Annotated in this window: 24 protein-coding genes; 12 read left to right on the forward strand and 12 right to left on the reverse strand. The window is 41.1% G+C overall.

Annotation, left to right across the window (positions count from 1 at the left end; translation table 11 throughout):
* Positions 1 to 1,254, reverse strand: coding sequence for an aspartate kinase (locus QZR76_RS03115; protein WP_294140309.1), 1,254 nt, complete (start codon positions 1,252 to 1,254; stop codon positions 1 to 3).
* A gap of 111 nt (positions 1,255 to 1,365) precedes the next feature.
* Between QZR76_RS03115 and fbp the strand changes: the two genes are divergently transcribed.
* The 9 genes from fbp (at position 1,366) to QZR76_RS03160 (ending at position 11,480) form a co-directional block, all read left to right on the forward strand.
* Complete coding sequence (fbp, locus tag QZR76_RS03120; protein WP_294140310.1) at positions 1,366 to 2,385, forward strand: class 1 fructose-bisphosphatase; 1,020 nt, start codon at positions 1,366 to 1,368, stop codon at positions 2,383 to 2,385.
* 73 nt (positions 2,386 to 2,458) lie between these two features.
* Entirely contained in the window at positions 2,459 to 4,516 is a 2,058-nt protein-coding gene (locus QZR76_RS03125; protein WP_294140311.1) for an acetate--CoA ligase, read from the forward strand.
* Between the two features lie 8 nt (positions 4,517 to 4,524).
* Positions 4,525 to 4,722: a hypothetical protein gene (locus QZR76_RS03130; RefSeq protein ID WP_294140312.1), complete on the forward strand. Its 198-nt coding sequence runs from the start codon at positions 4,525 to 4,527 to the stop codon at positions 4,720 to 4,722.
* Positions 4,723 to 4,776: 54 nt separating this feature from the next.
* On the forward strand, positions 4,777 to 5,463 hold the full coding sequence (locus QZR76_RS03135) for a hypothetical protein (RefSeq protein WP_294140314.1): 687 nt from the start codon (positions 4,777 to 4,779) through the stop codon (positions 5,461 to 5,463).
* 72 nt (positions 5,464 to 5,535) lie between these two features.
* A complete protein-coding gene (locus tag QZR76_RS03140) occupies positions 5,536 to 6,186 on the forward strand; it encodes a flavodoxin domain-containing protein (RefSeq protein ID WP_294140316.1) in 651 nt (216 codons plus the stop codon).
* A 268-nt stretch (positions 6,187 to 6,454) separates the two neighbouring features.
* Positions 6,455 to 7,033, forward strand: a complete 579-nt coding sequence (locus tag QZR76_RS03145) for a 30S ribosomal protein S16 (RefSeq protein ID WP_294140317.1) — start codon at positions 6,455 to 6,457, stop codon at positions 7,031 to 7,033.
* Positions 7,034 to 7,041: 8 nt separating this feature from the next.
* Entirely contained in the window at positions 7,042 to 7,572 is a 531-nt protein-coding gene (gene rimM / locus QZR76_RS03150) for a ribosome maturation factor RimM (protein ID WP_294140320.1), read from the forward strand.
* A gap of 283 nt (positions 7,573 to 7,855) precedes the next feature.
* Positions 7,856 to 10,420: an adenosylcobalamin-dependent ribonucleoside-diphosphate reductase gene (locus QZR76_RS03155; RefSeq protein ID WP_294140322.1), complete on the forward strand. Its 2,565-nt coding sequence runs from the start codon at positions 7,856 to 7,858 to the stop codon at positions 10,418 to 10,420.
* 118 nt (positions 10,421 to 10,538) lie between these two features.
* Positions 10,539 to 11,480, forward strand: a complete 942-nt coding sequence (locus QZR76_RS03160; protein ID WP_294140324.1) for a bifunctional riboflavin kinase/FAD synthetase — start codon at positions 10,539 to 10,541, stop codon at positions 11,478 to 11,480.
* Positions 11,481 to 11,534: 54 nt separating this feature from the next.
* On the opposite strand, the gene QZR76_RS03165 is transcribed toward QZR76_RS03160, so the two are convergent.
* The 9 genes from QZR76_RS03165 to QZR76_RS03205 all read right to left on the reverse strand — a co-directional run bounded on the left by QZR76_RS03165 (position 11,535) and on the right by QZR76_RS03205 (position 21,537).
* Complete coding sequence (locus tag QZR76_RS03165; RefSeq protein WP_294140326.1) at positions 11,535 to 12,773, reverse strand: DcaP family trimeric outer membrane transporter; 1,239 nt, start codon at positions 12,771 to 12,773, stop codon at positions 11,535 to 11,537.
* A gap of 244 nt (positions 12,774 to 13,017) precedes the next feature.
* Positions 13,018 to 14,574 (reverse strand): glycine--tRNA ligase, encoded by a 1,557-nt coding sequence (locus QZR76_RS03170; RefSeq protein ID WP_294140328.1) that lies wholly within the window; start codon positions 14,572 to 14,574, stop codon positions 13,018 to 13,020.
* 42 nt (positions 14,575 to 14,616) lie between these two features.
* Positions 14,617 to 16,311, reverse strand: a complete 1,695-nt coding sequence (locus QZR76_RS03175) for a Na/Pi cotransporter family protein (RefSeq protein ID WP_294140329.1) — start codon at positions 16,309 to 16,311, stop codon at positions 14,617 to 14,619.
* A 205-nt stretch (positions 16,312 to 16,516) separates the two neighbouring features.
* Entirely contained in the window at positions 16,517 to 18,148 is a 1,632-nt protein-coding gene (groL, locus tag QZR76_RS03180; RefSeq protein ID WP_294140330.1) for a chaperonin GroEL, read from the reverse strand.
* Between the two features lie 44 nt (positions 18,149 to 18,192).
* Entirely contained in the window at positions 18,193 to 18,462 is a 270-nt protein-coding gene (locus tag QZR76_RS03185; protein ID WP_041503344.1) for a co-chaperone GroES, read from the reverse strand.
* A gap of 151 nt (positions 18,463 to 18,613) precedes the next feature.
* The gene (secG, locus tag QZR76_RS03190) at positions 18,614 to 18,991 is read right to left on the reverse strand and encodes a preprotein translocase subunit SecG (protein ID WP_294140332.1); all 378 of its coding nucleotides are present in this window, start codon (positions 18,989 to 18,991) and stop codon (positions 18,614 to 18,616) included.
* A complete protein-coding gene (locus tag QZR76_RS03195; protein WP_294140333.1) occupies positions 18,982 to 19,725 on the reverse strand; it encodes a hypothetical protein in 744 nt (247 codons plus the stop codon). Before QZR76_RS03195 ends, secG begins: the two co-directional genes overlap by 10 nt.
* A gap of 14 nt (positions 19,726 to 19,739) precedes the next feature.
* Positions 19,740 to 20,258 carry an LPS assembly lipoprotein LptE gene (gene lptE, locus QZR76_RS03200; RefSeq protein WP_294140335.1) on the reverse strand — a complete coding sequence of 173 codons (519 nt, stop codon included), beginning with the start codon at positions 20,256 to 20,258 and terminating at the stop codon, positions 19,740 to 19,742.
* Between the two features lie 49 nt (positions 20,259 to 20,307).
* On the reverse strand, positions 20,308 to 21,537 hold the full coding sequence (locus QZR76_RS03205; protein ID WP_294140337.1) for a sigma-54 dependent transcriptional regulator: 1,230 nt from the start codon (positions 21,535 to 21,537) through the stop codon (positions 20,308 to 20,310).
* Between the two features lie 234 nt (positions 21,538 to 21,771).
* On the opposite strand from QZR76_RS03205, the gene QZR76_RS03210 reads away from it, so the two are divergent.
* From QZR76_RS03210 to QZR76_RS03220, 3 genes are all read left to right on the forward strand, one after another.
* A complete protein-coding gene (locus QZR76_RS03210; protein WP_294140339.1) occupies positions 21,772 to 22,461 on the forward strand; it encodes a DUF4163 domain-containing protein in 690 nt (229 codons plus the stop codon).
* Positions 22,462 to 22,595: 134 nt separating this feature from the next.
* Positions 22,596 to 23,174 (forward strand): sigma-70 family RNA polymerase sigma factor, encoded by a 579-nt coding sequence (locus QZR76_RS03215; protein ID WP_294140341.1) that lies wholly within the window; start codon positions 22,596 to 22,598, stop codon positions 23,172 to 23,174.
* The gene (locus QZR76_RS03220; protein WP_294140343.1) at positions 23,161 to 24,072 is read left to right on the forward strand and encodes a hypothetical protein; all 912 of its coding nucleotides are present in this window, start codon (positions 23,161 to 23,163) and stop codon (positions 24,070 to 24,072) included. Before QZR76_RS03215 ends, QZR76_RS03220 begins: the two co-directional genes overlap by 14 nt.
* Here QZR76_RS03220 and QZR76_RS03225 read toward each other — a convergent pair.
* The gene (locus QZR76_RS03225; RefSeq protein WP_294140345.1) at positions 24,058 to 25,017 is read right to left on the reverse strand and encodes a DUF4435 domain-containing protein; all 960 of its coding nucleotides are present in this window, start codon (positions 25,015 to 25,017) and stop codon (positions 24,058 to 24,060) included. The two genes, QZR76_RS03220 and QZR76_RS03225, sit on opposite strands and share 15 nt — an antisense overlap.
* A 34-nt stretch (positions 25,018 to 25,051) precedes the next feature.
* On the reverse strand, positions 25,052 to 25,888 hold the full coding sequence (locus tag QZR76_RS03230; RefSeq protein WP_294140346.1) for an AAA family ATPase: 837 nt from the start codon (positions 25,886 to 25,888) through the stop codon (positions 25,052 to 25,054).
* Positions 25,889 to 26,000: the final 112 nt, after the last annotated feature.

Here is a 26,000-nt window from a genome sequence, read left to right on the forward strand (position 1 = left end):
TTAATTATGTAAGACAAATTGTGCTGTGATCCGGCTTCGTTGTTCAACCAGGATAGGTTGTTGACCGATGATTTCTTGTATGCAGTTTTCTGTATAATGTCGGATGGTGATTAATTTTACATCCCGGTTATATAATACCTCGTACTCTTTTTGCAACTCTTTGATAAAGTCTTTAAGGATGGCTTCGTGATTATCAATGCAAAACGAAAAGCTGATAGCCGAATTTTGCATCAGGTTCAGTTTTAATTTGTATTTTGCCAAAATCCCGAAGATTTGACTTAGTTTCTCTTCTGCAATGAAGGAGAAATCTCGCGGGGTAAGAGTCAACAAGAGTTGATTCTCTTTGTTGATGTATATGGGTGGCAGGTTGAGTCGCTCTTCCAACTCCTGAATAACGGTTCCCTCCGTACCCGGAAATAGAAACGATTTCACGTATAGGGGGATCTGTTTATTCTGGATGGGCTTAATGGTCTTGGGATGAATCACTTTTGCTCCGAAGTGAGAAAGTTCGATGGCCTCTTTGTAAGACATCCGATGTATGACTTCTGCTTGTGCATATTCTTTGGGATCTGCATTCATGACGCCTGGAACATCTTTCCAGATCGTGACATCTTCCGCATCCAAAAGATTGGCTAATAAGGCGGCCGTGTAATCGGAGCCTTCTCGTCCCAAGGTTGTCGTTTGATTGATCTTCGTTCCCGCGATGAATCCTTGAGTCACGTATAGAGAGGTATCCAAAAAGGTAAAAGTCTCTTTACAGAACTTTTCCGAAAGTGTTAAGTCGACATTGGCATTCCGGTAATTTTGATCCGATTTCAGGACTTTTCGAATATCGACAAATTGATTTTTTAATCCTGTCATGTGTAAATAATCGGAAACAATCGTGGTGGAGAGAAGTTCTCCGAAACAGATGATCCGATCGTATTCGTAGTCGTAGCATAGGGAGGATTCTTCGGATAGCATGTTCTGAAGAGTGCCGAACCATTTCTCCATGTGACGGTATGCCGGATCATTTATCGGGAATAGTTGATTCACGATCTCTTGATGGTATTTTTTCAGCTCGTTCAAAATAACCGATAGTCGGGGATCTTTATGAAAATAGGCATTACACAAAACTTCCAGGTGATTCGTCGTCTTCCCCATGGCCGATACGACAACAATCAAATTTCCCTTTTGCTCTTGTATAATGGAAGCTAAATTCCGAACGCCTTCCGCATCTTTCACGGACGCACCACCGAATTTGAATATTTTCATTCGTCAAAAAATTAGTTCGAGACAAAAATAATAAAATAGGCAATAAACTGGGTAAACTTTTTAAATTAAAGATTATAACCTATATTTGCAGAAAATTAAAAACACAGAACCATGATAATGCATAAAGTTACAACTTTAAATCAATTTATCGTTGAAAGACAGGCGGAAATACCCGGAGCCACCGGTGAGTTTTCAAGACTTTTGCACCATATAGGAATTGCTGCAAAAAAAGTACACAGAGAAGTAAATAAGGCCGGATTAGTGGATATCCTGGGAAAAGTCGGGAGTATGAATGTGCAGGGAGAGGATCAACAGAAGCTGGATGTATATGCCGATACGACCTTTATGGATGAATTGCGTGCAAGTGGTGAGTGTTGCGGTGTAGCGACGGAAGAGAATCAGGATATCGTTATTTTTGAAGAGGGGTTGTGCCGGGATGCCAAATACATTATCTGTATGGATCCTTTGGACGGTTCTTCCAATATAGATGTGAACGTGTCCGTGGGAACTATTTTCTCTATTTACAAAAGGAAATCCCCGTTGGGAGAACCTCCTATGATTGAAGATTTCTTGCAGCCGGGGACGGAGCAGATTGCAGCCGGTTATGTTATTTATGGATCTTCTACCATGATGGTGTATAGTTCCGGAAACGGTGTGAACGGTTTTACGCTGGATACTTCTATCGGGGAATTTTGTTTGTCTCATCCGAATATGCAAACACCGGAAAGCGGGAAAATCTATTCTATCAATGAAGGAAATTACGTGAATTTTCCTGTCGGAGTGAAGAAATTTATCAAATATTGCCAGGAAAAAGACGATGCGACGAAACGTCCGTATACTTCTCGTTATATTGGCTCTTTGGTGGCTGATTTTCATAGAAATATGCTGAAAGGTGGAATCTTTTTGTATCCGCAGACGAGTTCTCATCCGACCGGGAAATTAAGACTGTTGTATGAATGCAATCCGATCGCTTTTATTGCGGAACAATCGGGAGGAATGGCGATAGACGGTGAAAGAAGAATACTGGAAGTTCAACCGGAAGCCATTCACCAAAGAGTGCCCTTGTATACCGGATCAAAAAACATGGTATTAAAAGCTCGGGAGTTTCTGACATTTTTTAATCATATCTAAAAATTATATAGATTCAAATGGATGATCCTTAGAGAATCATCCATTTGATTTTAAAGATAAATAGCAGTATTTTATGGTAACAAAACAATTAATAGATCCGAAAAGCATTGTTGTAGTAGGTGGTTCGGATGATATTCATAAACCGGGTGGTGCCGTCTTGAGAAATCTACAGGATGGGAACTTCAAAGGAGAACTTTATGTGGTAAACCCTAAAATGGATGAAGTACAGGGGATTAAGTCTTATAAGGACGTGAAAGATCTTCCTGTGGTGGATTGTGCGATTTTAGCTATTGCCGCTAAATATTGTCCTGCAGCCGTAGAGGTGTTGGCAAAACAGAAAAATACCCGGGCCTTTATCATTTTGTCTGCCGGTTTTCATGAAGAGAACGAGGAGGGAGCGAAATTGGAAAGACAAATTGTTGAAACCATCGATTCCGTGGGAGGTGCTTTGATCGGGCCGAATTGTATCGGGGTGTTGACGAATCATTATAGTGGGGTTTTCACGCAACCGATACCTAAATTGGATCCTCAAGGGGTGGATTTGATATCCGGTTCCGGAGCAACGGCTTTGTTTATTATGGATACGGGAATGCAGAAGGGTATTAAATTTAACAGTACTTACTCTGTGGGTAATTCCGCTCAAATGGGTATCGAGGAGATACTGGAGTATATGGATGAATCTTTTGACCCGCGGACCAGTTCTCGGGTAAAATTATTATACGTGGAGAGTATCGATAAACCGGAAAAATTGTTGAAGCATGCTTCTTCGTTGATCCGGAAAGGATGTCGTATTGCTGCTATCAAATCCGGGGGATCTGCAGCCGGAAGTCGTGCCGCCTCTTCTCATACCGGAGCTATGGCCAGTCCTGACGTAGCCGTGGAGGCTTTATTCAAAAAGGCAGGAATCGTACGCTGTAACGGTAGAGATGAGTTGATGACGGTTGCCGGAATATTTATGCATCCGGAGTTGAAAGGAAAAAATATGGCGGTTGTAACGCATGCCGGAGGACCGGCCGTGATGTTGACGGATGCTCTCTCTAACGGGGGAATGGATGTTCCGCACATCGAAGGCGAAAAAGCACGGGAATTGTTAGCAAAATTGTTTCCCGGCTCTTCGGTGGGAAATCCGATTGATTTCCTGGCGACGGGAACCGCCGAGCAATTGGGATATATCCTGGATGCCTGTGATCGCGATTTCGATCAGATCGACGGGATGGCTGTTATCTTCGGAAGTCCGGGGTTATTCCCTGTATTCGATGTCTATGATGTACTGGACGAGAAAATGAAGAGCAGTAAAAAACCGATATTCCCGATATTTCCTTCTTCCAAGATCGTGAAAGACGAAATAGATGCTTTCGTGGCCAAGGGACGGGTCTATTTCCCGGATGAGGTTCTTTTCGGGAATGCGTTATGCAAGATCACGAAGACGCCTGCTCCGCAACCAGAGCATTTCGAGATGCCTGATATGGACGTGAAGAAGATCCGGGAGGTCGTTGATCGGGCTTCCAACGGTTATTTGACTCCTGAAGATATACATCAATTATTGGATGCGGCGGGGGTTGCCCGTGCGAAAGAGGGTGTTTCCGACAAGGAGGAGGAGATTGTGAAAATGGCTAAAGAGATCGGATTCCCCTTAGTCATGAAGGTTGTTGGTCCGGTACATAAATCCGACGTGGGAGGAGTGGTGCTTAACGTGAAAGACGAAGAGACTGTTCGACGTGAATTTAAGCGGATGATGCAGATTAAAGATACTTATGCGATCATGCTTGCCCAGCAACTGCGCGGAACCGAAGTGTTTATCGGTGCCAAACGGGACGATAAGTTCGGTCATATGGTGCTTTGCGGTTTGGGTGGAATCTTTATTGAGGTATTGAAAGATGTGAATGCTGGATTAGCCCCGATCTCGAAGAAGGAAGCACAGACTATGATACAGGGATTGAAATCCTATAAGATTATTCAGGGAGTACGCGGGCAAGAGCCTGTAAATGAAGATAAATTTGCCGAAACGGTCATGCGGATATCTGCATTGGTGAAGGTTGCTCCTGAAATTTTTGAGATGGATTTGAATCCGTTGTTAGGTAATAAAGACGGAGTCGTGGCTGTAGATGCCCGAATCCGGATCGAAAAATAAAATCTCTTATGAAAGCCTGGAAAGATTATACGAAACAGGAAAAGAGAATGATCATTGTATTGGGAGTATTGCTTTTGGCAGTACTCCTAAGTTTTGGTCGTGTTAACCGGGAGTTTAGAAAAGGGGTAAAGTTTTTTTATCCTTCTTTGGAAAAAGTGAGTACCCCCGACTCCGTGGGAGAGAAGAAAGCGGGTGGATCTTTATAACTGAATATAATTTAGAGGGTTTGTCGGGTGTGTGCGAAACCGTTATCGTGTAAAATGAAAAAAAAAGACTTTATTTTCGTAGGGTGCGTGGTTATCTGTTTGCTTCCTTTCTTCGTATCGGAAGACGTGTACTCTTTTTATAAGACATTCAATGCAGAGCATGGTATGATCATGAGTTTTCTAAAGTTTGCGATTCTGTCGACTTTAGGAGAGTGTATCGGTTTGAGAATCAGTGCCGGCGTATACAATCGGAAAGGTTTCGGGATATTGCCTCGAGCTTTTGTATGGGGTATTTTGGGAATGGGCATAAGTATGGCAATGACGATATTTGCCAATGGTGTACCTGCTTTTTTGGCAACGATGGGGATGACCGATGCGATGACTGTTATGGGGGCTTCTCTCTCGTGGCAAAAGGTTTTTGTAGCTTTTTGCATATCCGTGGCAATGAATACTATTTTTGCCCCTGTGTTTATGACCCTACACAAAATAACGGATACCCATATTATAAGTAATGGGGGAACCTTACGCGGATTTTTTACCCCTATTCCCATGGGGGAGATCATGGCCAATTTGAATTGGCGGGTACAGTGGAATTTTGTGTTTAAAAAGACGATACCCTTTTTCTGGTACCCTGCTCATACCATAACTTTTTTGCTTCCGGGAGATACGCGTGTACTTTTTGCCGCCTTGCTGGGGGTTGCCTTAGGGGTACTGTTAGCCATTGCGACACATAAAAAGTAAAGCCCTGTTAAACCTTTCATATTTTCCTTCGTATAGTTTAAGGAACAAAGCATTTTACTTAAACAAAAAGATATGAAAGAAAAAGATACAGGGAAAAGCAGCAAGCAGAAAAACACTCAAAAAGAGAGTGAGAATGAAGCTTTACGTTTAACGGCGGATTTGGAAGGCAATTATCTGTTGGAAGAACGGGTTTCCGATTTGAAATGGTTAGGGATCTTTTATGCTCCGACGGGAGGAAGTGTACATCGTGTAGCTAAAATCTTAAAACGAAAAATAGGAGCTAAGCGGGTAGATATGTTTTATATTTCGGAAATTCCTGCGACGAAGCTATTGGATTACAAGAATATAATCATAGTGTGTTCTTCTTTGGGACGCAGTACCTGGGAACGGGAACAACGGGATCAATGGGCCAAGTTTTTTCCGGCCATGCGGAAGCTTTCTTTACGTGACCGCCGGGTGGCGTTGGTCGGTTTGGGAGATCACGTGACCTATCCTGCCAATTTTGTGGATGGCATGGGGTATATTGCGGAATTGGTTACGCAGTTGGGTGCCGAATTAGTCGGAAAAACTTCAACGGACGGATATGTTTTCAGTAGTTCGGCGGCCATTGTGGATAATCTTTTTGTCGGTTTGCCCTTGGATGAAGATTACGAACCCGAAAAGACAGAACCCCGCCTGGATAAATGGCTCTCCTTGGTATTGCCTGAGTTTGAAGATATTTGATATATAAAAGAGATTGCCTATCGTCGGCAGTCTCTTTTTGCATAGTCAAGTGTCTGTGGTGATTAATTTATCTTATTTTATCAGGAATTTTTGAGATAAAAGAGAGACGGGGTAAATGCCGGTAGGCGTGACAAATACTATAAAAGGATGGAATTCATGAAACCCTGTCGCTTTTTTTATTCGTTTGGTTTTCAGATTCAGATTAATTGACTATATTTGCGGCGCTTATCGAGAATAGGCAGTAATTCAATCATTTAAATTTAACTAAATGGCAACTAAAATTAGATTAGCAAGACACGGTCGTAAAGGTAGACCATTCTATCATGTAGTGATAGCAGACAGTAGAGCTCCGCGTGACGGAAGATACATCGAGAGAATCGGTTCCTATAATCCGATGACCAATCCCGCTACGATCGATTTGAACTTCGAGAGAGCGTTGTATTGGATGAATGTAGGTGCTCAACCGACGGATACGGTGAGAAGTATTCTTTCTTATGAGGGAGTTTTATTGAAAAAACACTTGTTGGAAGGTGTGAAAAAAGGTGCTTTCGATGAGGCTGCTGCCGAAGCAAAATTCGAAGCTTGGAAAAAAGAGAAAGTAGCTAAGATCCAATCCAAGATCAATCGTTTGGCCAACGAGTCAGAGAGTGCTTACAAGGCACGTATCGAAGCTGAGGCTAAAGTAAACGAAGCCCGGGCAGAATTGGTCGCTAAAAAGCAAGCTGAAATTGCAGCTGCTAAAGCAGAGGCTGAGGCTGCTGCCAGAGCAGAGGTAGAAACGGCTGCAACTGAGGCTGCAGAAGCCGCAGAGGCTCCGGCGGAGACGGAAACTCCAGTCGCAGAATAAGGTTTACGATGATCAAAAAGGAAGATTGTATAAAGATTGGAGAGGTTGGCAAAGCGCATAATTTGCAAGGAGCTGTTGTTGTTTATTCTGATAACGATCTTCTCGAACAATACAGGGAAGAACCGGTGTTTATTCTTTTGGAAGGAGCACCGGTTCCCTTTTTTATAGCCAAAGACGGATTGATGACGAGAAATCATTCGTCGTATATCGTTAAGTTTGATTATGTCGATTCAAAGGCTCAGGCGGACCGGTTAGCCGGGAGAGATCTTTTGATGGACAAAGATTTAGTGGGGGAGGAAGAGGAGGATTTACCCTTTGAGCTTTCCGAATTAATAGGATTTTCCGTTCTGGATATTCTTACTCAAGAATCTGGTGAGGTGGTCGATGTGGCCAATTATTCCGGAAATATGCTCTTGTCTGTCCGAATATTTTCGAAAGAGATTTTACTTCCACTTTCCGAAAGATACGTGAAAGAAATTTTAGAAAACGAACAACTTCTTCGAGTGGAAATACCGGAAGAGATTAAAGAATTATACTGATTCTTTTAAGCGATTGCTCCATTTCGTGTATCATTTGTCAAATATTGGACTCTAATGTCTGCATGATGTGTTTATTGTAAAATTATCTGTAGTTTATAATGAATTTATATTTTTGAATTTTTTTCTGTATCTTATGAAATTATAAGTATTTAATATATAGTATATTATGTGCTTAATTCGGAAAACTTTTTATTAGTGTTAGTAAAAATATTTTTCCAAGAAGTTTTTTTTATTTAGTTTTGTTTGGTCAGAAGTGAAAATAAAAAAAGACTTATTATATAAAATGGAAAAAACTACTACTCTAATTAAAAAGCAAAAAGAAGTCGTGGAACAAAAAAAGGTTTATACGCAGGAAGAAGCTTATTCGAGCTCTCTTGAATATTTTAAGGGAGATGAATTGGCGGCAAGGGTCTGGGTTAGCAAATATGCTTTAAAGGACTCTTATGGGAATATTTTTGAGTTGAATCCGAACGATATGCATCGTCGGTTGGCATCGGAGATAGCCCGTATAGAAAGAAGGTATTCGAATCCGTTAAGCGAGGAGGAGATTTTTGAGGTATTGAGAGATTTCAAGTACATTGTACCTCAAGGCGGACCGATGACAGGTATTGGTAATGAGTTTCAGATTGCCTCTTTATCCAATTGTTTCGTTATCGGAAATGAAGGTCCTTCCGATTCTTATGGAGGAGTCATGAAGATTGACCAAGAGCAGGTACAGTTGATGAAACGAAGAGGGGGAGTGGGACACGATTTGTCTCATATTCGCCCGAAGGGATCGCCGGTTAAAAATTCGGCTTTAACTTCAACCGGAATAGTACCTTTTATGGAGCGTTACTCCAATTCGACCCGGGAAGTGGCACAAGATGGCCGTCGGGGTGCCCTGATGTTGAGTGTATCCATTAATCATCCGGATTCGGAAAGCTTTATAGATGCTAAAATGACGGAAGGTAAAGTAACCGGAGCCAATATCTCTGTGAAGATTGACGATGAATTTATGCAGGCTGTCGTGGATGAACGCGAATATGTTCAAAAATATCCGGTTTATTCCGAAAACCCGAAAAATATAAAACAGATTAGTGCTGTAAAATTATGGAATAAGATTGTTTATAATGCCTGGAAGTCGGCCGAGCCGGGTATTTTATTCTGGGATACGATCATTCGGGAAAGTGTACCTGATTGTTACGCTGATCTGGGTTATCGTACCGTTTCCACGAATCCTTGTGGTGAGATACCATTGTGCCCTTATGACTCCTGTCGGTTGTTGGCGATCAATCTTTATTCGTACGTGAAAGATCCTTTTACTCCGAATGCTTCATTTGACTATGAGCTGTTTGATAAACACGTGGGAATCGCTCAGCGTATAATGGATGATATCATCGACCTGGAATTGGAGAAAATCGATGCCATTCTGGATAAAATTGATGGAGACCCGGAGGAGGAAGAGGTGAAAGGGGTTGAAGTTCGGTTATGGCATAAGATTAAACAGAAAGCGAAAGAGGGAAGACGTACCGGTGTGGGAATTACGGCGGAAGGAGATATGCTGGCCGCTTTAGGATTACGTTACGGAAGTGATGAGGCTATCGATTTTTCCGTGGACGTACATAAAAGATTAGCGATCGCCGCCTACGGCTCTTCTGTTGATATGGCTCGGGAGAGAGGTGCTTTTAAGATTTTTGATGCCGAAAGGGAGAAAAATAATCCGTTTATTTTGCGTTTAAAGGAGGCTGCTCCCGAGATGTATGAAGAGATGCTTAAATACGGTCGCCGGAATATTGCCTGTCTGACGATTGCTCCCACTGGAACGACCAGTTTGATGACACAAACCACTTCCGGAATCGAGCCGGTCTTTTTGCCGGTATATAAACGGAGAAGAAAGGTAAATCCGAATGATAAAGATGTACACGTCGATTTCACGGATGAAACGGGAGATTGTTTCGAGGAGTTCATCGTGTTCCACCATAAGTTTATGGTTTGGATGGAGAAGAACGGTTATGATATTCATAAACATTATACCAACGAGGAAATTGATGCCATGGTGGCCGAATCTCCTTATTATAAAGCGACTTCCAATGATATTGATTGGGTTGCTAAAGTCCGGATGCAGGGACGTGTCCAAAAGTGGGTGGATCATTCTATTAGCGTAACCGTAAATTTGCCGGCCGACGTGACAGAAGAGTTGGTCGGACAACTCTATATCGAGGCATGGAAGAGCGGATGCAAGGGATGTACGGTTTACCGGGACGGTTCCCGTTCTGGAGTGTTGGTCGCTAATAAAGAGAAAAAACAGGAGACGGGAAGTATGCCTTCGAAGCGTCCGAAAGAGTTGGATGCAGAAATTGTACGTTTCCAGAATAATAAAGAAAAATGGATTGCCTTTATCGGATTGTACGAGGGACAACCCTATGAAATCTTTACGGGTATTGCCGACGACGAAGAGGGAATCATGTTACCGAAGGCTGTGACGGATGGAAAGATCGTGAAGAATGTAGACGAGGACGGGAATAGCCGTTACGACTTCCAGTTCTCAAACAAACGGGGATTCAAAACGACCGTGGAGGGATTATCTTATAAATTCAATAAAGAGTATTGGAATTACGCCAAACTGATCTCCGGTGTATTGCGTTACGGAATGCCTATTTCTCAGATAGTGGAACTGGTAGCGGCAATGGAATTCGATAATGAGAATATCAATACTTGGAAAAACGGAGTGGAACGTGCCTTAAGGAAATTTATTCCGGACGGAACGGAGGCCACGGGATCTGTTTGTGAAAATTGCGGTTCAAAATCTGTTGTTTATCAAGAGGGGTGTTTAATCTGTAAGGTTTGCGGATCCTCTAAATGCGGTTGATGCTGTTATTTTTGACATAAAAGTGGAAGAAGCTGTTCGATAAATGAATCCGGACAGCTTCTTTACTATTTTTTGTATTACTTTTGTGACAAGGATTTTAAGTAATTAAAGGTTGATCATGAAGGTTCATTATGGTGTTGAAAATATAGAAATAAATCGTCCGGTTGTCACAATCGGTAGTTTTGACGGGGTACATTTGGGACATTTGAGTGTGATCGAGCATTTGAAAGAAAAAGCCCGGCAAATGGGAGGAGAGTCTGTAATCATAAGTTTTGAGCCTCATCCGCGGGAAGTACTCTATCCCATGGAAAAGAAACCGGGAATATTGACGACTTTATCGGAAAAGATCTCTATTTTGGAACGTTGTGGCATCGACCATTTGATTATCCTTGCATTTACCCGAGAGTTATCCGAATTGTCTTACGCGGAGTTCGTAAAACAGATTTTGATAGATAGGATCGGTATAAAAGCTCTGGTCGTGGGATACGATCATCGATTCGGAAAAGACCGGACCGGAAATTTTGAAAACTTGCAGCACTTATCTCAAAAATATCATTTTTTACTGGAACAGGAAAAGGTGTTTGTAACGGAGCACGTGAACGTGAGTTCCACCAAGATTCGTAATGCTTTGGCCATTGGAGACATCAGACAGGTGAATCTATTTTTAGGTTATCCTTATTCCGTTACGGGAGAGGTGATTGAAGGACATCGGTTGGGGAGAAAGTTGGGATTTCCCACGGCTAATTTGCAAGTAGACAATGAGCGAAAGTTATTACCGGCGAATGGAGTATATGTCGTGCGGGTAAAAGTCGGCGAAGAGGTCTACTCGGGGATGTTAAACATAGGGATTCGTCCTACCGTGAGTAATGACGGAAAAACTTCTCTTGAGGTTCATTTGTTTGATTTTGCACGGGATATATACCGGCAAACATTAACGGTAGATTTTGTTGCCCGACTTCGCGGGGAGCAGAAATTTGACGGAGTGGATGAATTGAAGGAACAATTGGAAAGAGATAGAGAGGAGGCCGTTCGTTTATTAAAAGAGGGCCATTCCCGATAAAACATTTGTTCTCCAGGAATGGCCTATTGATAAAAATAGCGATATCTTACTTTTTTAGAACCTATACTGTATCATGGTATTGATACGGTTGGCATTGCCATAGTCTTTGTTAAAATCGTTACGACGTCCGTACACGTATTCAATACCGCAACTTCCGTATTCGGAAAAATCCCAGAATAGATTAGCGGCAGCATATTGAGCGTATTTATAAGATGTACTTGGCATTCCGTATTGGTCCAATACCCTGGCGTAACTATACATGATGTTTGAAGAGAGTTTTTCGTTCCATTGATGGGCAAAACCGGCAAAACCTCCCCAGGCGTTAAATGCTTTTAAACGGGAATCGTCTGTTTCACTCGGAACCAGGTCTAAGCCTATACCGGAGAGATCCTGAATGTAGTTGGAAATACCCTTTCCGTAAACACCTTGAAAGTTGAACGAGGTATTTTTTGCAAATTGCCAAATACCGCTTAATGCGACACCCCAGCCGGTTACTATTTTGTCTTTATCTTTTGCCGTATTTTTATAGTACATGTTTCTTAGGATACCTCCTGCTTGTAAATGACTACCGTCTTTGAACGCATATCTTACGGTTAAGGGAATATCCGGAATTCGTTGATGAATATACTCTGTGAATTTGGCATCCGTGTAGGAGGGTTCCACGTATTCTATGGCTAAAGAAGCTTGCAAGTTTTTCGTGAAGTCATAGGTATAGCGGATTTGAGGTTGACGTAATGCAATTTCACTCGAGGGACCTTCTTCGTCTATCGTTGCAGGACCTGCGGAGATATCACAGAAAGTACTCCAGGTTTTACCGATCGTAAATCCTTTGAATTTAATAAAGGCTTGTCTTAAAATAGGCGTATTATTTTCCCCTTCGAATTCCATCTCCATATAAGTTACTAAACGACCGACCTCCGTGTCTCCGACTAATTTGAAGAATAGACGGGATTGACCTATTGTAATGCCATAACGTCCGCCTGCTTGCTGTCCCTTGAGAGCGATGGAATTCGTTGTGAAATAGTTATCATTGGGAACACCGTTAAAATCGTATAATCCTTGTACTTGGACAAAGCCGCCGACACCGAAAACAAAATTTTTGTTTTTATTGAAAAAAACAAATCGCGGCGAGGCCGGATCATTGAAAGAGAGGGGAAAAGCTTCTTTCATCATTTTGTAAAAATTGTCCGCATCATTCTTGGCTGATACGGAGGTTACGTTGACCTGTGCGCGAGTCTCGGAATAACAACCGCATATTACGGCGATCAACAATAGAAAAGTCCATTTTCTCATAGCATTACAATTATTAGGTTATTATAAATTTCTAATAGAATATTATAGAGCTATATACGACATGAGAAATTGAAAGTTGAGAGAGGGAAGTTAAAAGAAACGAAGCCTGTAATATAAAAAGATAAAAGGATTCAATTTGTTTGTATTTTATAAAAAGGACGTTTATAAAACTGGTTGAAAAATGGTGATCAAAAAAAATCGCTGTCCCCAAAAACAGCGATTTTCAGTATATGTTTCTATAAGTTTACAGAATAACTTGATTTAGTAATTGCTTTACATCTGTTTTGGCTTTCAGTATATCGAAGAGACGGTCGATGGCAACTCGTTCCTGTTCCATGGAATCCCGGTAACGAATCGTAACGGCGTTGTCTTCCAGTGTCTGGTGGTCGATGGTAATACAGAACGGAGTACCGATAGCGTCTTGACGACGGTAACGTTTTCCGATGGAATCTTTTTCATCGTACTGGCACCTGAAGTCTAAGCGTAATAGTTTCATGATCTCTTCTGCTTTTTCCGGTAGACCGTCTTTCTTCACTAACGGCATGACTGCCAATTTTATCGGAGCTAAGGCTGCCGGTAGTTTAAGGACAACTCTGGAATCTTTCGAACCGTCTTCTTTGCTGATCTCCTCTTCGTGATAAGCTGCCGAAAGAATTTGTAAAAACATCCGGTCTACACCGATAGAGGTTTCAATCACGTAAGGAACGTAGGATTCATTTAATTCGGGATCGAAATATTGTATTTTTTTACCTGAAAACTCTTGGTGGCGTTTTAAATCGAAATCGGTACGGGAATGAATTCCTTCCACCTCTTTAAAACCGAAGGGGAAACGGTATTCGATATCCGTAGCCGCATTTGCATAATGGGCTAATTTTTCGTGGTCGTGAAAACGATAATTTTCTGTACCGAAGCCTAACGATTGATGCCAGCTCATACGGGTTGTTTTCCATTTTTTGAACCACTCTAATTCAGAGCCCGGACGTACAAAGAATTGCATTTCCATTTGTTCGAATTCCCGCATACGGAAAATAAATTGCCGTGCCACGATTTCATTCCGGAAAGCTTTACCGATCTGGGCGATACCGAAAGGTATTTTCATTCTTCCGGTTTTTTGTACATTCAAAAAGTTTACGAATATTCCTTGAGCTGTTTCCGGACGAAGATAGATCTTACTTGCTCCTTCCGCTGTTGATCCCATTTCGGTAGAAAACATCAGATTGAATTGACGGACTTCTGTCCAGTTACAAGTTCCGGAAATAGGACATACGATTTTATTGTCGATAATAATTTGTCGTAACTCCGTCAGATCGTTGTCGTTTAGTGCTTTGGACATTCTTGCTGTCAGTTCCTCTTTTTTCCGGAGGGTTTCCACTACTTGTGGGTTGGTTTGCCTGAAAAGATTTTCATCGAAACTTTCCCCGAATCTTTTTTTGGCTTTGGCAACGTCCTTTTCGATTTTATCCTCGTACTTGGCAATGTGCTCTTCGATTAATACGTCCGCACGATATCTCTTTTTGGAATCTTTATTATCGATGAGAGGATCGTTAAAGGCATCTACGTGTCCGGAAGCTTTCCATATGGTCGGATGCATAAAAATGGCAGAGTCCAAACCTACTACATTCTCATGTAGTAGAACCATAGAGTCCCACCAGTATTTTTTTATGTTATTTTTTAATTCCACCCCGTATTGCCCGTAGTCGTATACGGCTCCTAACCCGTCATATATTTCGGAAGATGGAAACACATACCCGTATTCTTTACAATGTGCTACCAATTTTTTAAATACATCTTCTTGTGCCATTTTATTTAAGAATTATGATTTATAGATCATTAAAAATACGAATCAATTGTCGACGCCGATCTCTTTTATTGCTTCCGTGACGTTGATAGCATAATCCCCGATTTTTTCACATTCGAAGAAAATATCACTATAAATAATACCGGTGGCATAATCATATTTTTTCTCTTCGATTGCCGTGAGGTGTTCCTGTTGTAGAATCGTCCGGTAATCATTGATTGTTTGCTCTACCTCATAAGCTTTTTTAGCCTTCACTTCTTTATACTCTATGGCCAGATTGGCACACATAACAATCAAAGCCTCGTCCACAATATCGAGCATGTGTTGTAACTTCTCGTCTATGAAATCCGGAAAGACGATATTTTGATTGTTTCTTCTACCAATGGCTTTGGCTATATTTAAGGAAGAATCGGCAATGCTTTCTATTTCGGAAACGATACGGAACATGGCCCGGACACGCTGAGAGTTTTCGGTTGAAAGTTTGGATTCCGAGACCTTGGTCAAGTAATCGGCAATCTCGACTTCCACCAAATCACTTTCATCTTCTAACTTATCGATTTTATTGAATTTTTTCTCGAAATCTTTCGTAGGGGTATGTAAACATTCCACGACGAGTCGGTACATATCCAAGGTGTTATTTCCATAATGCGCAATCTCCTGTTTCGCTTGGAAGAGGGAAGCGTCCGGAGTAGAGAGTAATCCGATTTTAATGTGTTTTAAAGTAAAAGCGTCGTCGGCCGTCTCTTTCGATTTGATAATGCGGGTAACCAATCGGGCGATCACTTTTGTGAAGCCGATAAGAATGACGACGTTAGCTACATTGAAACAGGTGTGAAACAGAGAGAGGGCAACCGGTACGGAACCGATATTGGTAAAAGGATCGCCAATCCCGAGGTGCTCACTAAGTCCCGCAACCCATCTTAAGAAAAAAGGAAAGATGGAAAGGACCCAGATGACTCCGAATACGTTAAATAAAAAATGGGCGAAGGCTGCTCTTTTGGCTGTTGTGTTTGCTATCATGGCAGCCAGGTTGGCTGTAATAGTCGTTCCGATGTTTTCTCCTAATACCATGGAGGCGGCAATATCAAAGCCGATCCAGCCGTTGGCGCACATTACCAGGGTTAAGGCCATGGTCGCCGAAGAGGATTGGATAAGGATGGTTAAAGCCGTTCCGATCAACATGAATAGAATGTAGGAACCGTATCCTAAGTCCGTGTAATTGTGTAAAAAGTTGAGGATCTCCGGATTTTCATGGATATTGGGCATCGATTTTTGCAAGAAATCCAATCCGATGAATAGTAAACCGAATCCGATAATTAATTCTCCCCAGCTCTTGCGAATCCGTTTTGCTGAAAAAAGTAAAGGTAGACTAAGTCCGATTAAAGGGAGTGAGAGGCTGACCATACTGACCTTAAAACCGAGAATGGAGATTAACCAGGCTGTAAAAGTAGTTCCGACATTGGCTCCCATGATAACTCCAATGGAGCCGACTAAGTTTAATAGTCCCGCGTTCACGAAACTGACAACCATAACGGTGGTTGCGGAGGAGCTTTGAATGATTGTTGTAATTAATAGTCCGGTGATGACACCTTTTACCCGGTTGGAGGTCATGGCCGCCAATATGTGCCTCATCTTGTCACCCGCAACCTTCTGTAAGGCTTCACTCATCATCTTCATTCCGAAGAGGAACACTCCCAGCGATCCGATTAACTGGAGAAAATCAAGAATTGAATAATTCATAAATATACTTTTCCTAACAAAATTAAAATTTGCGACGGTAAAGGTATATAAAGTAAATAAAAAAAGCCCCTATTGCTACCCCTTTTTTGTTTTTTACCGATTAAATCCTGTGAAAATATATTAATGATACTGTCGTGTCGTAGGAAAGATAATAAAAAACCGCTCGATTTTTCGAGCGGTTTTTTTATGGTCAATAAGAATGTTTTTACATCATCCCGGGCATTCCTCCGCCCATGGGGGGCATTGCCGGTGCTTCTTCTTTCTTTTCTTCGACTAATACGCATTCAGTCGTTAAGAACATTCCGGCGATAGAAGCGGCATTTTCCAAAGCGACACGGGCAACTTTCTTCGGATCGATCACTCCGGCCTCCAGTAAGTTCTGGTATTCGTCGGTACGTGCGTTGTATCCGAAATCTTTTTTGCCTTCTTTTACGCGATTAACAACAACGGCTCCTTCTACTCCCGCGTTGTGGGCAATTTGGCGAAGCGGTTCTTCGATCGCACGTTTGATGATTTCGATACCCGTAGTTTCGTCTTCATTTTCACCTTTTAAACCGTTCAGGGTTTCAATGGCCCGGATATAGGCAACGCCACCGCCCGGAACAATTCCTTCTTCAATGGCCGCACGAGTTGCGCTTAATGCGTCGTCTACACGGTCTTTTTTCTCTTTCATTTCGATTTCAGAAGCGGCTCCGACATAAAGAACGGCAACCCCACCGGCTAATTTGGCTAATCTTTCTTGTAATTTTTCTTTATCGTAATCGGAAGTCGAGTTCTCAATCATCTTCTTGATTTGATTTACTCGTTCGACAATAGCTTCTTTTTTGCCGGCTCCGTTTACGATGGTTGTATTCTCTTTGTCGATGGTCACTTTTTCAGCTCTCCCCAACATATCGATGGTTGTGCTTTCCAGTTTCAATCCTTTTTCTTCGGAGATAACGACTCCACCGGTTAGGATGGCTAAGTCTTCCAACATCTCTTTTCTGCGGTCTCCGAAGCCGGGGGCTTTAACAGCGGCAATCTTCAATGAACCTCTCAGACGATTCACCACTAATGTTGCCAAAGCTTCGCTTTCCACGTCTTCAGCTACAATCAATAAAGCACGGCCTGATTGAGCTACCGGCTCCAGAACCGGAAGTAACTCTTTCATGGTAGAAACTTTTTTATCGTATAGTAAGATGTAAGGATTGTCAAATTCTACTTGCATCTTTTCCGTGTCGGTTACAAAATAGGGAGAGATATATCCCCGGTCGAATTGCATACCTTCTACTACTTTTACTTCGGTTTCAATTCCTTTTGCTTCTTCCACGGTAATAACTCCCTCTTTGGTTACTTTCTTCATGGCTTCAGCGATCAGGGAACCGATCGTGTCGTCTCCATTGGCGGAGATACGGGCTACCTGACGAATTTTTTCGTAATTTTCTCCTACCTCCTCTTTTTGTGCTTCCAGGCTCTTAACTACGGCTACGACTGCTTTGTCGATACCTCTCTTCAAATCCATCGGATTGGCTCCGGCTGTAACGTTCTTTAAACCTACGTTAATGATGGATTGGGCTAAAATAGTTGCGGTCGTGGTTCCGTCTCCGGCATCATCTCCCGTTTTGGAAGCAACCTCTTTTACCATTTGGGCTCCCAAGTTTGCATAGGGATCGGATAATTCAATTTCTTTTGCCACGGAAACTCCGTCTTTCGTAATGTGAGGGGCTCCGAATTTTCTCTCGATCACAACATTGCGACCTTTCGGACCAAGGGTTACTTTTACTGCATCAGCCAACTCGTCAACGCCCTTTTTCAGTAAGTCGCGGGCTTCCATATTGAATTTTATCTCTTTTGCCATAACGATTTTAATTTAAATTTTGATTTAAGATTTACGATTTGAGATTAGAGGACAACCAAAACGTCCGTTTGATTCATTACTAAATATTTCTTATCATCAATGTGGAGTTCTGTTCCGGCGTATTTCCCGAATAAAACGGTATCGCCAACTTTAATCTCCATTGGTTCATCGTGTTTTCCATTACCTGTTGCGATGACAACTCCTTTTTGTGGTTTCTCTTGTGCTGAATCCGGAATGATAATCCCAGATGCTGTCTTTGTTTCTGCCTCTACCGGCTCTACGATGATTTTGCTAAGAACAGTCTTTAGTGCCATAATTCTTACCGTTTAAAAGTTTATATTAATTATTTCGATTCGTTTTTTAATCACGACAAAAAACTTGCATTTTCCGTGCCAAACAAAAAAATGTCAGTATGACTGACATACTGACATTATTAGTTTACGAGTTTTGTCGTTATATTGTTTCTTATTTTTCTTCCGGAGTAGAAGTTTTATTTTCTTCAGACGGATTTGCCGTACTATTGTCTGTATTTCCCGTTGAGAAGTCAGGCATTGACTGTTGTATCGGAGCGGCCATATTACCGATTTTTTCCTGAATGGCAGATTTACCTCCTTGTTCTTCTCTGGGAATGAGCATTGAAGCTGCAACACATAGAACCAACATGGCTCCTGCTAATGTCCATGTCGCTTTCTCCAGAAAATCTGTTGTTTTTCTTACACCCATAATTTGGTTTGAGGAAGCAAAAGTGGAAGATAACCCACCTCCTTTTGAATTTTGCACCAAAACAATCAATATAAGTAAAGCGCAAACAATAAAGATCAAAACAGAAATAGCTATGTACATGATAAATTCGTATTATTATTTATTATCTCTTTAATTTTTTCAATTTGGTTTGCAAAGTAAATACTTTTTTCCGGATATTTCAAACTTAATTTTAGATAAGTTGCGATAGCCTTGTCATATAGTTTTTGTTTCACGTATATTTTAGCTAATGTTTCCGAAAAGAAACTTTCGTTTTCTTCTATGGCGATATCGGAGTCTGTACTCGGATCTTCTGGTTCTTTCCGGATAAGCTTGCTTTCCTGGTCGGACTCTTCTATGAGAGTATCCTGACTCGTGTTTTTGTTTTTTGAGGGTTTTCTTAAGACATGTGCGATCTCGCTTATCGGCAAAATTTCTTCGTCGGGAAATTCGTTTTCGATTCGATAAGGTATCAATAACGGCGTTACAGGAGATGAGGGGACTTTTTTCAGGTCGCTTTCCTCCGTGTCTTTAATGAATTCAATGGCAACCTGGTTTCCCTCGTCAGATTCTGAAAAGGTAAATGTCGTTTTTTCCTCTAAGGGGATCATATCGTGCAGGTACCGGTAATATTGTTTGTGATCGGGAATGTGGATGGTGCTTTGCTTTAATTTTTCAGTATAGGATATATGTCCTGAAACATGTAGTAGTTTCAGGTATACCATTCGGGGAACGGCGAAGTAGGGGAATTTTTCTATTAAGCTTTCCAATGCTTTTAATTTTTCTCCTTCCGCCTCATGCGAATGAATTAATCCGATTAGTTCGTTTAAATTCACCGATCTGTTAAATGTTACCAGTTGACAAATGCCTTATTGTATACGTCTTCGATAATTTCATCAACGATTTTTTTGATTAAATCGGCCTCGATGGCATCGTAATCCTCATCTATACCGTAATTTTGATAATGAGAAAACCGGGAATCGAAGTTTGATTTGCCTGTTTCGTCCTTCGTGTTGGTAAATTTTACCCTGATTTCAATGGTTAGTCGGTTGGATGCCGCTACTTCATTATTCTGTATCTCCATCGGGCGTTGGGAAAACCCGACAATTTGTCCTTCGAAACGTACATCTCCGTCATTGTTGGTAACTTCCGTCAGGTTCGTCCTGGAACGGAGGTAGCTTTTCAATGCTTCTGTGAAATTTGATCCCAAATCCGGAGCGAATGCGGTTTTGTTCGAAAAATAGTCGACGGAAAATGTTTTCACATCGGGAGATATCTGTGCTCCGGTAAAAGAGTAGCTTACGCTTGCTAACTTACAACCACTAAATCCGATAGCCAATAGTAATATGGGTATAATTTTTTTTATCATAAGTAATTTATAAAACCAAGTGAACAAAAGTAATAAACTTTTCCAAGAATCAATTTTCGATATTGTATTCTTTCAATTTTCGATATAAGGTTCTTTCCGAAATTCCGAGGTCTTGCGCTGCTAATTTTCGTTTCCCGTGGTTTTTTTCCAGCGCTTTTATGATCATCTCTTTCTCTTTTTCTTCCAGGGAAAGGGATTCTTCAATAACGGCCTCGGTATCTTCGATGTGTTCTTCCTCTTTGGTGAAAACTTTTGTAACAGGCGGTTTCCCGAATTCTGTCGGAGAGGTTTCGTATAGATTCCGGAGAACAATAGAGGTCGAAGGTTTGATATCCGTTTTTTCTATCTGTTCTTTTTGCATGATCTCGTACACGAGTTGTTTTAAGTCATTCATGTCTTTTTTCATGTCGAAAAGAATTTTATACAGGATCTCTCTTTCATTGGCAAAACTCTGATCGTTTTCGGGGATATTGGTCAGAGTCGGGAGATTGTTACCTTGTCGCGGGAGATACTCTTTCAGTGTTTGAGCATCGACGATTCGTTCCTGCTCCAGAATAGAGATTTGTTCGGTAATGTTTTTTAATTGCCTGACATTACCCGGCCAGGAATAATTTTCCAACACGAGAGCAGCATCTTCCGAAAGTTTAATCGCTGGCATGCGGTACTTTTCGGCAAAATCTGCCGCAAATTTACGGAAAAGCAAGACAATATCTTCTTTGCGTTCCCGAAGCGGAGGGATTTGAATGGGGATGGTGCTGATCCGATAATAAAGATCTTCTCTGAATTTACCGTTTTTTACCGCCGTAGGAAGATCCACATTGGTTGCCGCAATAACCCTTACATCGGTTTTTTGCACTTTCGAAGAACCGACGCGAATGAATTCTCCGGCTTCAAGTACGCGTAATAATTTAGCTTGAGTGGATAAAGGTAATTCTCCTACCTCATCCAGGAAAATAGTACCTCCGTTACTTACTTCGAAATATCCTTTCCGGTCTGACAATGCTCCCGTGAATGAACCTTTCTCGTGTCCGAATAGTTCGGAATCGATGGTTCCCTCCGGAATGGCACCGCAGTTTACAGCAATGTATTGGGCATGTTTACGACTACTGTAACTGTGAATAATTCTCGGGAAGATCTCTTTTCCCACGCCACTTTCTCCTGTAATCATGACGGTGAAGTCCGTGGGTGCAACTTGTACTGCTTTTTCTATCGCTCTGTTTAATTTTAAATCATTACCGATAATTTCGAATCGTTGCTTGATGGCTCTTATATCTTCCATTTTCCAATTTCTATTTTTGAATTATGCCTACCTGCAAAAATAGCAGATTTTACTGACATAATTACATCGTAAAAAATAGTTTTTATTATGTTTTCTGTTTAATAGATAACTTTGAGAAATGACTTACGTAAAAGTAAAGGTTTAAAGTTAGTGACGTGGATAGAATATTTTACTAATTTAGTTTTTCTTTGGAGTTAAATTTATATATTCGTGACAAATTAAAAGCACAGAAACATGAGAAACACATTAATGATTGCGACACTCTTAGCCTTTGTTTTGGCCGGATGTCAACCTAAAATTCAAAATCTGAACGTAAAACAGGATCACTTGTCTCATACGACAGGAGATTGGAGTATTGAAGTAAAACATTCGGTTTTCTCTTCTTCGAATCCGGCTGCAAACAAGAGCTGTGAGGTGTTAAACGGAGAAATCCAGAAATGTTTAAATGAATTGGTCGATAGTTTGAAAGCAGATGCGACCGAATTTTTTAAAACCTATGCTACGGATACGACAGATCGCCCGATATGGACTTATGAGTTAGTTGCCGGTGATAGTGTATTTATGGCGACAGACGAATACGTGAGTGTTCTTTTAACGGTTTACACTTTTACGGGGGGAGCGCACGGAATGACCAGTTTTTATGCTTTCAATTATGATGTGAAAAACCAAAAACTGCTATCTCCGAAGGATATTGTGAATTACTCCAAAGAGGAAGCGATCAATACCTTGCTAAAAGCGCATTTTGAAAATCCGGATGATTGTTTTACTACCGATCCGACATTAGACGCCGTGACGACGATTAATTTTAATCAGAAAGAGTTGTGCTTTACTTACGCCCAGTATGTATTGGGTGCCTATGCTTGTGGCGTAGCTCAAATAAAGATCCCCCGGGCGGAATTGAAAGGAAATTTGTTGATTCATTAGAATGTTAAAATTGTCTCTTTTTACCTGATCTTGTTTTTCCGATAATAAGGTAAGGATAAAAAAAGACAATTTTATTCCGATAGATTGAATTACTTCGACTTTATTCATATATTTGTAAAAAAGAGTGTGTAAGTGTGGCTCCTGTAGATAAATATAAAAGCGATGAGGAACTTTTACAACTGTATTGTAAGAGCGGGAAACTTATTTATCTGACCGATCTTTACAAGAGATATATGCCTTTGGTGTATGGAGTTGCGTTAAAATACCTGAAAAAGACAGAAGATGCGCAGGATGCTGTTATGCAATTGTTCGAAAATACGGTGGAAAAGGCTAAAAATACGAAGATAGAAGTGTTTAAATCTTGGCTTTATACCTGTACGAGGAATTATTGTCTGATGGAGTTGCGGAAAAAAACATGGAATGTATCTTTAAATTTAGATCTTTCATTTATGGATTTCTGTGAAGATTTGCATCTTGAATTTGATGGAGGGAATATAGGGCGGGAAAAAGCATTGCAGGAATGTATTGAAGAGTTACCTGAGAAACAGAGGATTTGTATTAATCACTTCTTTTTTGATGAACTTTCTTATAAGGAAGTGGAGATGCGAACAGGTTTTTCTTCTAAGAATGTGAAGAGTTTTATTCAAAACGGGAAACGTAATTTGAAGCTTTGCATAAATCGGAAAGGTTTTGGTGTTTATGATAAGGAGTAGTGACATAAAAGAGTACCTTCGAAGTAATCGAAAAGGCCAGGCGGCTAATCGTCTGGAAAAAGATGCTTTGTCCGATCCTTTTTTGTATGAGGCAATGGAAGGATTGTCACAGACTTCCGATCCTATCGATGGTTTGATACGTCTGGAGCGACAACTCGATGACCGGGCTTCGGAGGGAAGTCACTTCAAGCAAAGGGTATGGGGGATCGTTGCGGGGGTCGTTGTTGTTATGGGTATTGCTTTGTGTTTTTTATGGCCGGCAAACGAGGCTGTTCAGGAGGTGTTGTTAGCCAAGGGTGGTAAAGATAGTGTTCCGGCGAAAAAGATAGAGAGTCCTGCCTTATTGTCGGGAAGTATAAAGCCGGATTCTTTGGCTGAAAACGCGGAGCCGGCTATGATTGCCGACGTGGAAAAAATAGATACGACTACAACGGAGGAAAAAGATGTACTGGTGGATCGTGTCGGGCAAAATACTTTTCGGGATACCATTAAAAAAGAAGACCGGGTGAAGAGGGCTGTGCTGGTGCGTTCGATGGAAGCTGCTCCCGGAGTACAAAAAAATAAGGGTGATTCCCTTATGGTAGAAAATGTCATCCGTTTTAATCGTTACGCGGAGAAGAATTTGAAGTATCCGAAAGAAGATATAGAGGAGAATAGAACCGGAGAGATTCGACTCTCTTTCGAAATCAATCAAAAAGGCGTACCTTCCCATATACGAATCGCTCATGGGTTTTCTTATCCTGCAAACGATGAAATCATTCGTTTGCTCGTTAACGGTCCCCGATGGAAACGGGTGGATGGGATAGAACGGGTAGAGGTGATTGTCCGTTTTGAATTAGGGAAAGAACGAAAGGATGATCGAGTCGTTTTACGTTTGGCGGACTTAATTAAAAAGTGACCGGATATCTTCTTCGATTTTCAGAATGGCCGGGTAAGCCCCAAAGTGTAAATTCTTTTTAAGTTGCTCGTCTATACTATTTCTATAACCAAAAAGATTGATTTTTGGAATTTCTTTGCCGGATGATTCCTTGGCTAATCGTAAAACTTTTTTGCAGACCTCTTTGTTTAAAGAGTAGATCAGGTCATAAACGTTATGTCCTCTGACAAAGAAATAGGTATTCTCCGGAGTTAGGCCCAAGTCTTTGTATTTCTCCTTTAGAATGTCAAGGTCGGCTTTAGGGTATCTGCGATGTAAATAATTTGTTTTCTGCCTGATGCGTTGTTGTAACTCCTGGAGCAGTCGTTGGGCGTTATGCCGGATATCCGGATGGGGGCCTTTCCACCGGGGTGTGATCAATTCGTTGAATTCGGAAATCGGAAAACGTTTGGGGTCTGCGACGAGAAAATAGAGATGCCATAAAAAAAGTTCGTAAATAATACGGGAAAATGCTTTTATGAATTGGTCGAAATCAAAAAGCGTATTAGGCAGAGTGGTGATTCGTTGGCAAATCTCGTTTAATCCCTTTCCGTAACAATGGTGGTTTTCGAAAGAATAAGTATAGGTTTGAAAGACAAAATGCTTTATACTCATTTCCCGTTCTTGTAATAAATAGCGATAATCACTATCGATACAGATGAAAAACTTAGGTCCTAAAAATTTCAGGTATTTCAAGCATTGAGTGACTCCTTTTGTTTCATTTCCTCTCTCGTTTCGGGAGCCTGCAATGAAATGGAAACGGTCGCGAGGACGAAAATGATTAAATATCTTACTCCAAAACAGGATATCATCTTTGTCTTCAACATGTATGGCGGCTCGACAGCGTAACATTTGTGCATCCATCATAAAGCGTTTGGCCGCGTGATAATAATATCTCTCTTTATTAATATCGACAGTAGGAAACATGTAAGTTAATGCTTAAGGTGATTTTCAATGATTATTATTGAACGATCAGATCTTCAATAAATACCAGCTTATCTCCCCATCCGTCTCCGAATAAACTGGGCGAATGAGTAGATGTAATGATTTGACAATAAGGATTTAGTTTTTGTATTTCTTCAAACAATCGGTACTGCCATTCGATGTGAAGGGAGATTTCGGGCTCGTCCATCAGTAACACGTAAGGTTGTCCGTCCATCAGGAAAACACGCAATAAAATAATCAATAGTTGCTTTTCTCCGGAAGAGAGTTTATAAAGGTGGATTGTCTCTTTGCCGTCTTTAAAGATTAATTGATTGGTCATCGGGTCGATCTCGATCGTCTTCCCCGTTCCGGCAAAAAGGTGATTGACCGTATCATAAAAATGTCGGATTCGGGTATTTATCTCTTCCGCTTGATCGGGAAAATTGGTCGCTTTTAACCGGTAATCAGAAAAAGAAGCATTGTTCTCTCCTACGCTGTAGACAATCTCTTTTAATTCGCTTAATAGCGGACTGTCTTCTTTTCCCATTTTTCGACGGTCTTTCAATGGAACATCGAAGGTGCTTATCTTCATGTAATTGAATCCGGATAGTTTTTGTTTGATTTCGTTGGGCGTCGTTTGTCTATTGTAGAGAACGGTAACATCGTCGATGGTAACTTCCGCCTCAATATTGTAATTTCGCAACCTCTTTACGTCTGCGGACAGCAACGCATCCATCACGTTGAAAAAGGTCGTTTTCCCGCTACCGTTGATTCCGGTTAGAATGTTAACATCCGGATTGAGATTTTCCCATCGAAAATTGTATTTTCCCCAAACATTCCGTATCTCGATTTTTTGAATTTTATTGGCTTTCATGACAAATGGTAATTTAAAATGAACTTTGTCCGAATCATTATCAACAAAGGTAATAAAATTTATATTTTTGTGTCGCTTTAAGAGGGATTATCATCTATACGTTAAGAATATA

Origin of the sequence: uncultured Sanguibacteroides sp. (genome assembly GCF_900543425.1) — a bacterium.
GTDB lineage: Bacteria > Bacteroidota > Bacteroidia > Bacteroidales > Marinifilaceae > Gabonibacter.

Excerpts from the sequence above, each read along its gene's own strand:
- QZR76_RS03155 (WP_294140322.1), top strand. The coding sequence starts at position 7,856 with ATGGAAAAAACTACTACTCTAATTAAAAAGCAAAAAGAAGTCGTGGAA.
- QZR76_RS03220 (WP_294140343.1), top strand. The coding sequence starts at position 23,161 with ATGATAAGGAGTAGTGACATAAAAGAGTACCTTCGAAGTAATCGAAAA.
- fbp (WP_294140310.1), top strand. The coding sequence starts at position 1,366 with ATGATAATGCATAAAGTTACAACTTTAAATCAATTTATCGTTGAAAGA.
- QZR76_RS03165 (WP_294140326.1), bottom strand. The coding sequence starts at position 12,773 with ATGAGAAAATGGACTTTTCTATTGTTGATCGCCGTAATATGCGGTTGT.
- QZR76_RS03135 (WP_294140314.1), top strand. The coding sequence starts at position 4,777 with ATGAAAAAAAAAGACTTTATTTTCGTAGGGTGCGTGGTTATCTGTTTG.
- QZR76_RS03205 (WP_294140337.1), bottom strand. The coding sequence starts at position 21,537 with ATGGAAGATATAAGAGCCATCAAGCAACGATTCGAAATTATCGGTAAT.
- lptE (WP_294140335.1), bottom strand. The coding sequence starts at position 20,258 with ATGATAAAAAAAATTATACCCATATTACTATTGGCTATCGGATTTAGT.
- QZR76_RS03225 (WP_294140345.1), bottom strand. The coding sequence starts at position 25,017 with ATGTTTCCTACTGTCGATATTAATAAAGAGAGATATTATTATCACGCG.
- QZR76_RS03145 (WP_294140317.1), top strand. The coding sequence starts at position 6,455 with ATGGCAACTAAAATTAGATTAGCAAGACACGGTCGTAAAGGTAGACCA.
- QZR76_RS03115 (WP_294140309.1), bottom strand. The coding sequence starts at position 1,254 with ATGAAAATATTCAAATTCGGTGGTGCGTCCGTGAAAGATGCGGAAGGC.
- groL (WP_294140330.1), bottom strand. The coding sequence starts at position 18,148 with ATGGCAAAAGAGATAAAATTCAATATGGAAGCCCGCGACTTACTGAAA.
- QZR76_RS03160 (WP_294140324.1), top strand. The coding sequence starts at position 10,539 with ATGAAGGTTCATTATGGTGTTGAAAATATAGAAATAAATCGTCCGGTT.
- QZR76_RS03230 (WP_294140346.1), bottom strand. The coding sequence starts at position 25,888 with ATGAAAGCCAATAAAATTCAAAAAATCGAGATACGGAATGTTTGGGGA.
- QZR76_RS03170 (WP_294140328.1), bottom strand. The coding sequence starts at position 14,574 with ATGGCACAAGAAGATGTATTTAAAAAATTGGTAGCACATTGTAAAGAA.
- QZR76_RS03185 (WP_041503344.1), bottom strand. The coding sequence starts at position 18,462 with ATGGCACTAAAGACTGTTCTTAGCAAAATCATCGTAGAGCCGGTAGAG.
- rimM (WP_294140320.1), top strand. The coding sequence starts at position 7,042 with ATGATCAAAAAGGAAGATTGTATAAAGATTGGAGAGGTTGGCAAAGCG.
- QZR76_RS03130 (WP_294140312.1), top strand. The coding sequence starts at position 4,525 with ATGAAAGCCTGGAAAGATTATACGAAACAGGAAAAGAGAATGATCATT.
- QZR76_RS03125 (WP_294140311.1), top strand. The coding sequence starts at position 2,459 with ATGGTAACAAAACAATTAATAGATCCGAAAAGCATTGTTGTAGTAGGT.
- QZR76_RS03210 (WP_294140339.1), top strand. The coding sequence starts at position 21,772 with ATGAGAAACACATTAATGATTGCGACACTCTTAGCCTTTGTTTTGGCC.
- secG (WP_294140332.1), bottom strand. The coding sequence starts at position 18,991 with ATGTACATAGCTATTTCTGTTTTGATCTTTATTGTTTGCGCTTTACTT.
- QZR76_RS03175 (WP_294140329.1), bottom strand. The coding sequence starts at position 16,311 with ATGAATTATTCAATTCTTGATTTTCTCCAGTTAATCGGATCGCTGGGA.
- QZR76_RS03140 (WP_294140316.1), top strand. The coding sequence starts at position 5,536 with ATGAAAGAAAAAGATACAGGGAAAAGCAGCAAGCAGAAAAACACTCAA.